This is a genomic window from Edaphobacter sp. (assembly GCF_035532915.1).
In the GTDB taxonomy this organism is placed as follows: domain Bacteria; phylum Acidobacteriota; class Terriglobia; order Terriglobales; family Acidobacteriaceae; genus Edaphobacter.
Window position 1 is genome coordinate 1 of record NZ_DATKQC010000368.1, and the last position, 7,867, is coordinate 7,867.

The 7,867-nt window shown below is 58.0% G+C and carries 8 protein-coding genes and 1 pseudogene; 5 read left to right on the forward strand and 4 right to left on the reverse strand.

The window, feature by feature from the left end:
* From VMU57_RS17505 to VMU57_RS17515, 3 genes are all read right to left on the reverse strand, one after another.
* On the reverse strand, window positions 1-252 hold a 252-nt coding region (locus VMU57_RS17505; protein ID WP_325385757.1), incomplete at its 3' end, for a hypothetical protein.
* Window positions 253-1,557: 1,305 nt separating this feature from the next.
* Window positions 1,558-1,983, reverse strand: a complete 426-nt coding sequence (locus tag VMU57_RS17510) for a type II toxin-antitoxin system VapC family toxin (protein ID WP_325385758.1) — start codon at window positions 1,981-1,983, stop codon at window positions 1,558-1,560.
* Window positions 1,980-2,276, reverse strand: coding sequence for a type II toxin-antitoxin system prevent-host-death family antitoxin (locus tag VMU57_RS17515; protein WP_325385759.1), 297 nt, complete (start codon window positions 2,274-2,276; stop codon window positions 1,980-1,982). Before VMU57_RS17515 ends, VMU57_RS17510 begins: the two co-directional genes overlap by 4 nt.
* 55 nt (window positions 2,277-2,331) lie before the next feature.
* Between VMU57_RS17515 and VMU57_RS17520 the strand changes: the two are divergent.
* Together VMU57_RS17520 and VMU57_RS17525 are read left to right on the forward strand one after the other, a co-directional pair.
* Window positions 2,332-2,601, forward strand: a pseudogene (locus tag VMU57_RS17520) (IS21 family transposase); the annotation flags it as partial.
* A gap of 165 nt (window positions 2,602-2,766) precedes the next feature.
* A complete protein-coding gene (locus VMU57_RS17525) occupies window positions 2,767-3,417 on the forward strand; it encodes a site-specific integrase (protein ID WP_325385760.1) in 651 nt (216 codons plus the stop codon).
* Window positions 3,418-3,555: 138 nt separating this feature from the next.
* Here the strand turns inward: VMU57_RS17525 and VMU57_RS17530 are convergent, their stop codons facing one another.
* Window positions 3,556-5,244, reverse strand: a complete 1,689-nt coding sequence (locus tag VMU57_RS17530) for a hypothetical protein (RefSeq protein WP_325385761.1) — start codon at window positions 5,242-5,244, stop codon at window positions 3,556-3,558.
* A 382-nt stretch (window positions 5,245-5,626) separates the two neighbouring features.
* Here VMU57_RS17530 and VMU57_RS17535 point away from each other — a divergent pair, with 382 nt between their 5' ends.
* The 3 genes from VMU57_RS17535 (at window position 5,627) to VMU57_RS17545 (ending at window position 7,562) form a co-directional block, all read left to right on the forward strand.
* Window positions 5,627-5,854 (forward strand): ribbon-helix-helix protein, CopG family, encoded by a 228-nt coding sequence (locus tag VMU57_RS17535; protein WP_325385762.1) that lies wholly within the window; start codon window positions 5,627-5,629, stop codon window positions 5,852-5,854.
* Window positions 5,854-6,297, forward strand: coding sequence for a TA system VapC family ribonuclease toxin (locus tag VMU57_RS17540; protein WP_325385764.1), 444 nt, complete (start codon window positions 5,854-5,856; stop codon window positions 6,295-6,297). The genes VMU57_RS17535 and VMU57_RS17540 overlap by 1 nt, the downstream gene beginning before the upstream one ends.
* Window positions 6,298-6,440: 143 nt before the next feature.
* Window positions 6,441-7,562 carry an IS5 family transposase gene (locus tag VMU57_RS17545; protein ID WP_325385766.1) on the forward strand — a complete coding sequence of 374 codons (1,122 nt, stop codon included), beginning with the start codon at window positions 6,441-6,443 and terminating at the stop codon, window positions 7,560-7,562.
* The last annotated feature ends 305 nt before the right edge of the window (window positions 7,563-7,867 follow it).

The following is a 7,867-nucleotide window of genomic DNA, read 5'->3' on the forward strand; positions in this document are numbered from 1 at the left end:
CCTGCGGCCATAAGGTTCCTTCCCTACCAAATGTTCTGAAACCGCGCGCCGAACACCTTGATTGAAAAGACGGCCGGGTGTCAACGCATTCGCGTCATTTCCGGCCATTGCTCTGACTGAATCACGACAAAAGAATAGAAGCACTTTCTGCTGGCTGGCTGTATATGGGCCGAACAGCGGCACCGGCAGCCGATGCGAAGGTATCAGAGGCAGGTGCCCGGAAGGCTTGCCGCCAGCGCGAACGCGCTGCATTAGCTGCACATTCTTCCTATGCGACCTGCAAACTAGGGCTTTGAAGTAATATGTATCCGGAAACGTGTCGGTCGGTTACTCGCCATCGTCCGACTCGCTAGATTCACCTTCGGAGGCCCCGTCCGACTTCGCAGGCACGGTGAATTGTCTGCTATCCGTGCTTTGGTCAGTGTCGCTTGCATCGGGCATGTCGCTATAAGTTGAACCTAGCTCAATAGATACGGTGCTCATTTCTCGCGTTTCGGGATCTTGCGGCTTCCCAGCGGCGTCCCCCTTGTCGTCCTCCGGGTATTCTGGCGATGGGCTCCCCACGTGTGTATCCTTGCTATTTTCTCGTTCACTACCTTCATTATGTTCATCGGCACTACCATCAAGATCGGCTAGGCCGCCTGTAATCTGCTGATCTGGCGCAACTTCCGGTCGGATTGAGCCTGGGGCGCGGCCACCGCTGCCATGAAGGCCTCGTCCTTCACCGTTTCGTTGACTATGTTCATCGCCGTTCGCTCTTGGACCAATGGGCGGATCTAGCGGTTCTGGCTTGGTAACCGCTGGACCATCTACAGGGCCGTCTGCTCGGCAGAACTCACACGAGTCCATCCGGAAGTCCTCTGGAAGGAAAGAGGATGGAGGCTCCAACCCGTATCCTTCGAGCAGCGAGTGCACGCGCTCGCGTTCCGCGCGGTCGATCAGCACCACGTACCCCGAGCTGTTACGCTTCCGACGAGGAAGTCCGAGACCATAGAGCGCACTACCGATGGCACCTTCGTTCATGCGAAAGCGTTCCCCGGCGGTCGCAAGCGCTGCGTTGACTTCGGGCGTCAGCGCGCGGAGTTTATGGAAAACGCGCCGGAATCATCGTGATCACCGTTCCGGAGACCGCGATGAACTAATCCCGATCAACTTGGAATCGATGATCATCTTCAGTCCGGAATCGTGATCACGATCTCCCGGAATGGACGATCACCATCCTCCGGGCTCCGCACCCTATTCAAAAGAGCTCCCAGAGTTCCGTTCCTTCCCGATCAGGTAGGTGTTTGTCTACGTCGCGTTTGAACTCTGCCGTCTGCATCGAGTGCGCCTGGCGCAACCAGATGGCAGTTTCAAAACTCTGTTCCTGCCGGCGTGATCTTCGCTAGCTCCGTCGCCTTCGCCCAGCCCGATTCCTTCGAAGCAGCCAGGCAGCCTTGCGGCGCGACTCCAGGACATTCCTCTCCAGGAACCGACCGAAGGAAGAGAGGATGTCGAGGCGCCACGACTGCCCGGAGCGCACTTCGAGCCCACATTGATCCGTCGAGTTTCTGGGTATTACTTAGGCCGGAGGCGAAATCCCAGTTCCTTTCCGGCTCGGCGAATACGCTCGTCCAAACTCAGGAGTTCTACTCCGGGAACCGTCGATCGCACGGCCAATGCCGATGCCAGGTGAATCGCATCGAGCGTCCGGATGGGCTCAGCGGGAAACGGCTGTCTCGCGCGCTCAACAATTTCTGGAGTGACTCGCCATACGTGCCAGTGCCCAGCCGCAGCATTCAAGTGGGATCGGCGGTCCGCGGCCGCAGCTTCATCGACTTCTCCGATCCTGACCGCACGAATGAGCACGCGATCGCATTCTACGAGTGTGAGATCGGACGCCATCACGACTTCTGAGTGCTGAAGGATCTCGCGCACAGAGTGGCCGGTTTCCTCACCGAGTAGCCATGCGAGCACGGCACTGGATTCTGCATATACATTCACTGCGCGCCACGCTCCTCGTTGAGCAGCTCCACAGCGCGATTCCGCTTCAGGAGGCGGGGGAGTTTCGGATACACGGGTGCGTCGTTTGAAACGCCCAATGTCACATGGCCCCGCCGTGCCAGCGCCAGCAGCGCCGAAGGCACGCCCCGTTCGTCGCCTGGTCCCGGCGGAATCAATTCTGCGACCACTTCTCCGCGGTCCGTTACCAGCACTGCTTCACCGGACCGGACTTCGCGAACGTATTCGCTCAATTTATTTTTCAAGTCGCGAATGCCTACGCTCTTCATGCTCATAATGTAGCGTCATGACGCTACATTGTCAATCTGGAGATCAATCGAACCGGACTTTTCCGATTACGTGCGTTTGCAGCAGGTGCGGACACGGGAGATGTTCGTGCCGCTGACCCCCGCTCCTGGGCAAGCACAAGCGGACTTCGGAGAAGCCTGGGTGATTATCGCCGGGGTGAAATGCAAGGCGGACTACTTTGCGATGGATTTGCCGCAGTCGGACGACTGCTTCGTGGCGGTGTTTCCGGCGGAGACGACGGAAGCGTTTCTGGAAGGACACGTGCGCGTCTTTGCTTATTTCGAGAGAGTGCCGCGGCAGATTCTCTACGATTTTGTTCCCGGGAACAAAATCGTAGTCATGTGGCACAGCGCGTTATGTGTCCGAAACAGAAGAGGGGACCCCTCAGGATTGGTTTCCGTCCGGTTAAAGGCCACATAACGAGCCGGGTCGGAAGCATGACGAACCTCCATTTGAAATCCCTGAATGGAGGTTGTCATGCTCGAACAGTATTTCGTCAAGCCATCAACGATCGATCGGATCCGTGCCAGTTGGCTAGCCCCGCAGGTCGAGCGCTACGTTGAGTGGATGCAGGCTCAGGGCTATGCCGATCGCAATGTCTTTCGTCGGGTTCCCCTTCTCTGTCACTTTGCTGATTTCGCCAGGCAGCGCGGTGCCACCGATCTCACTTCTGCTGCTTTGCAGGTGGGGGAATTCGCCTCGTGCTGGGTAGACAGGCACGGAGTGAACTCGAAAACGACAAAAGCTCGTCCCAAATTCTTATACGATGCCCAGAACCCAGTTCGGCAGATGCCGCAGTTGGCACTCGATGGCCACGTCAGACCAAAACGACAGCACAAGTCTTTACTCTTGGAGGCCCAAGTGCCGAGATTCTTTGAATACCTACGCGAAGAACGAGGGCTACGTGAGAGCACAATCTACCGTTACGTTCACGACCTGAATCGCTTCGCCGCTTACCTTAAACGAGTGGGTATCAATTCGCTCGGCGAACTGTCGCCCGCGTTGCTGGCCTCCTTTGTCGTCGACAGTGCTCCGGGGTTGGCCCGGACCAGCCGTCGTGATCTATGTGCTGAATTGCGAGTATTTCTATATTTTTGTTACCGGGAGCGGATCATTCGGGAACCGTAAAGAGTTATTCGGTCATTCGCCGTGATCCGGCTTGCTAGGCTCGCCATTGGCGGTCCTCTCCAAATTCGCAGGCGAGGTAAATTCCCTGCCATCCGCGCTTTGGTCAGTGCCGCTTGGATCGGGCATGTCGCTATAAGTTTAACCTAGCTCAATAGATACGGTGCTCATTTCTCGCGTTTCGGGATCTTGCGGCTTCCCTGCGGCGCGTCCAGCGTCGTCCTGGTTTTCCGGCGATGGGCTCTTCGCCTGTGTATCCTTACCGTTTTCTTGTTCGCTATGTTCATTATGTTCATCGGCGCCCTCATCGAGGCCGCTTCGACTGCCCATAATGTGCTGATCTAATGGGGCTTCTGGTTGGATCGGGCCGGGCGTGCCACCATTGCTGCCAGGAAGATCCCGCCGTTCACCGTTTCGTTGACCATGTTCACCGCCGTTCGCTCGGGGACCAATGGGCGGATCTAGAGGTTCTGACTTGGTAACCGCTGGATCGTCTAGAGGGCCGTCTGCTCGGCAGAATTCACAGGCGTCCACCGGGAACTCCTCAGGAAGGAAAGAGGATGGAGGCTCCAACCCATATCCTTCGAGCAACGCGTGTACGCGCTTGCGTTCCGCGCGATCAATCAGCACCACATATCCCGTGCTGTTACGCTTCCGACGAGGAAGTCCGAGCCCATTGAGCGCACTACCGATGGCACGTTCGTTCATGCGAAAACGCTCACCTGCGATGGCAAGCGCTGCGTTGACATCGGGCGTCAGCGCGCGGAGTCTATACGCGCGTTCGTCGGGCTGCAGGTGGAGGTGACGGAAGACGGTCTCGAGCACCGCAAGTTGGTTGGGCGGCAGAGGTTCCCGGTCAAGGTTCTGCTCGTGTTCGAAGCACTCAAGCAGGCGGGCGCAGGTCTCTGGATGTTTGCTAATAGGCAGCGCCAAGGCCTGATAGAGGTCGCGGTCCCGCGATCGCAGCCCTTCCGCTGGCGGAATATCCGAGAGCTTCAACTTTGCATAGGCAGAAAGCCGGAAGAACATGAGCTTGGCTTGTAGTTGGTCTGCTGCGTCGATGATTTCTGGATCGGTAGTCCTCGGCAGATCGGTACCGTCGGTCTCACGCATCGGAATCATGATGCAGCGGCTATTCAATGCAGCATCTTCCGGAGTTTCAGTCCACACGACGACCTTCGCACCGTATCCGCTATAGGAGCGGCCTTCGCGAAAAGCCAAATTGTGGCGAGAGGTGCCGGAGCGCAAAAGGTGAAAGAGACTCCGTTGATGATCTGCCGTCGAGGCTTCATCGAAACAGAGTGTGGGCATCAGGCGATCGCAGGCGCGGTAGAACGCGGCAGATGAAATATCGGAAGTCATTAGTCCGCAGCGACACAGCAGATAAAGAGCATGCAGCGCCGTCGATTTTCCCGACCCCGGCAGCCCGACAAGGGCGACATAGGGAGCGATCGGAAGCTGATCGACGAACCAGGTGCTCAGGACGAACGCAGCTAAAAGCGATCGATGACGGCCCTCGACATCGATACATTTTCCGAGGAAAGCTTCGACCTCGCGAAGCAACGCGACCTCAGATTCGAGCGGCGATGCACTGCGTGCAAACCTTACGTGGTTCGTGATTTCATCTTCTCGGAGTGGTTTGTAGGCGTACGCCGGGGATTCGATGTACTTGGTGGCCATCCGAACGCTGTTTGTGGCAGGATCAAAAATTGCGAGCACCAACTTGCCGCCTGGATCTCGCATCATCTCGAATAGCAAGCCGTTTACTTCGATCGAAGCGGTTTCAACGATTGGCTTGTTATTATGTAGGCCGAGCTCACGAATAGTCACAGGTACTCTCCATCTTGGAGCATTATTACAGCATTAGTACACAATAGTAGTATCGACTGATAATTGCGTCGATAGACGCGAGCCTGGGCTGCGTCCAGCTAGTCAATTATCGCTGAAGGATATGCCCCGCAGGTCGGCCCGCGAGATGGCTACAAACGTGCTTCCGGAGGGCTCAGTCAACCACGATCAGTCCGATTCTCACTTGCGTGGGTTAGGGAATTCCTCCCCAAGTCGAGGGCAACGGAATTTCCCCCACGAGTCGCACCAAAGAAGGCGAGGTCAAAAAGGTGTAGGAGGGCTGTTCAACGCGGGACTGGAATCGCGCCGACACGGGGCCATTCCGGATTAGACATACAGCCATATCAATGATATGGTATTCCATATGAAGACCACTCTGAACATCGATGAAACTGTAATGGCGCAGCTCAGGCGCGAAGCCGCCCGTCAGAAGCGCACTATGTCCGAGCTCGTCGAGGTCGCCTTGCGCATGCTATTTCGCCCGACCAACAAACGCGGGCGCATGCCAGACCTGCCCACGTTCCGGAGCGGCGGCATGCTGGTAGACGTCTCACGCCGTGACGCTCTCTACCAAGCAATGGAAGGGCGTTAGTGCTGGTCGTAGACACGAATATTCTGGTATATGCCGCCGACCAAAATTCGCAGTTTCACTCCGCATGCCGGAACTGGCTGGAGCGGCAGCGAGTTGGTGCCGACGCTTGGTATACCACATGGGCGATTATGTATGAGTTTCTGCGGGTGGTCACTCACCCGAGAGTGATGAGGCGCCCTTGGGATGCGCCAGAGGCGTGGGGTTTCGTCGAGGCCCTTCTCGCTTCCCCGGGGCTCAGCGTCCTTGTGGCTACGGAGCGGCACCCGGAAGTCGCTCGGCAGGTTATCCGGGAGCTTCCCCATCTCGCCGGGAATCTCGTCCACGACGCACATACCGCAATTCTTATGCGCGAGCATGGAATTCGCCGGGTTTGTACCCGGGACACGGACTTCCACCAGTTTCCGTTTCTCGAAGTGGTCGACCCTGTCCAGGCGTTGAAGTGATCGGAATCCGCGGCAAATTCGATCCGGCGACCCTAGCAGGGTGCTGCAAAACTCCGTGTTTGGAGCTGTGATTGCAGTTTAGTTTGCACGAAGCTTGAACGCCGCAATTTGTGCGGCGATTCTCTGAAAGACAGGAGCACTTCGTGCGCGGAAATCCCAAATTGCAGAATCCGATGTTTTTCGTGGCCAACACGGAAGAGCGGCTGCCAAAAGTTCATCCTCTGCGCGCGATCAAGCACCGTGCCGACGAGGTGCTGAAGCAGATGCAGCGCGTGTTCGATGCGGCGTACAGCGAAACGGGGCGTCCGGGGATTCCGCCGGAGGCGCTGCTGAAGGCGCTGTTGCTGCAAGCGCTGTACTCGATTCCCTCGGAGCGGCGTCTGGTGGACGCGATCAACTGGAACTTGCTGTACCGCTGGTTCTGCGATCTGGACCCGGACCAAGCGGTGTGGGATGCCACGGCGTTCACCCACAATCGCGAGCGCTTCGAGCGGCACGGGCTGGTGCAGAAGTTTTTTGAACGCGTGGTGGCCAGCGCGCTGGTCGAGCAGTACGCCTCGAACGATCACTTCACCGTGGACGGGACGCTGATCCAGTCCTGGGCCTCGCTGAAAAGTTTTCGTCCCAAGGAAGAGCGGGTGAACAAGCCGCCCGCCCAAGACGGCAGCAATCCTTCGGTGGATTTTCGCGGCGAGAAGCGCCGCAATGAAACGCATCAGTCTACGACCGATCCCGAGGCGCGGTTGGCGCGGAAGAGCAAGGGCATGGCGGCGCTGCTCTGCCACAGCGGGCACGCCTTGATGGAGAACCGGCATGGGCTGTGCTTGGACATCGCCATCGCCGTGGCTGACGGGCACGCCGAGCGAGACACGGCGGAAAAGCTGTTGCGGCGCTTGGCGCGGCGGCACGGCATCAAGCCCAAGACCGTGGGTGCCGACCGCGGATTCGAGGCGGGCGAGTTTTTGCGCACGATGGAAGAAGACCTGCACGTCACGCCGCACGTGCCGCTCACCGCGGAGCGCGTGATCAGCCAAGGTCCCGCAGGAGACGCGCGCCGCCGCATGCTGCGGCGGATGAAGACCCAGGGATATGCGCTGAGTCAGCGAGCACGAAAGAAGATCGAGCAGATGTTCGGCTGGATGAAGCAAGCTGGCGGGCTGCGCAAAGTGCGTCACGTAGGCCGCTGGAAGATTCAGCAGGTAGCCTACCTGTGGGCTGCAGCGTTCAACCTGCTGCGCTTGGCCCATCTGGAGGCCGCTACATAGACAGGATCGAGAGCAGGGCGCAGTGCCGAAAGACAAAATGCGACTGCGAGAAGTTTTACACGGCCCCCTGCTCGCCTGCCACTTTGCCCTGAACTCCGTCCTCATCTCGAAAATCATCCGTTTTGCAGCACCCTGCTAGGGAGAACCTGCCGGTTGAAGCGCATCACGACGAGCTCTCATGCCAACACAGACTACGACTTGGTGTAATCGCTGAGAGATGCCAGAACAGTCCGTCGGTATCGTCTCGGCGACGGGCGCAAGCGAGCGCGACATCTACGCGTGGACGCAAGCATTAGCCCGATGTT

What these genes read in the sequence shown, in the direction of transcription:
- VMU57_RS17515 (WP_325385759.1), bottom strand. Translation starts at nt 2,276, where the DNA reads ATGAGCATGAAGAGCGTAGGCATTCGCGACTTGAAAAATAAATTGAGC.
- VMU57_RS17525 (WP_325385760.1), top strand. Translation starts at nt 2,767, where the DNA reads ATGCTCGAACAGTATTTCGTCAAGCCATCAACGATCGATCGGATCCGT.
- VMU57_RS17535 (WP_325385762.1), top strand. Translation starts at nt 5,627, where the DNA reads ATGAAGACCACTCTGAACATCGATGAAACTGTAATGGCGCAGCTCAGG.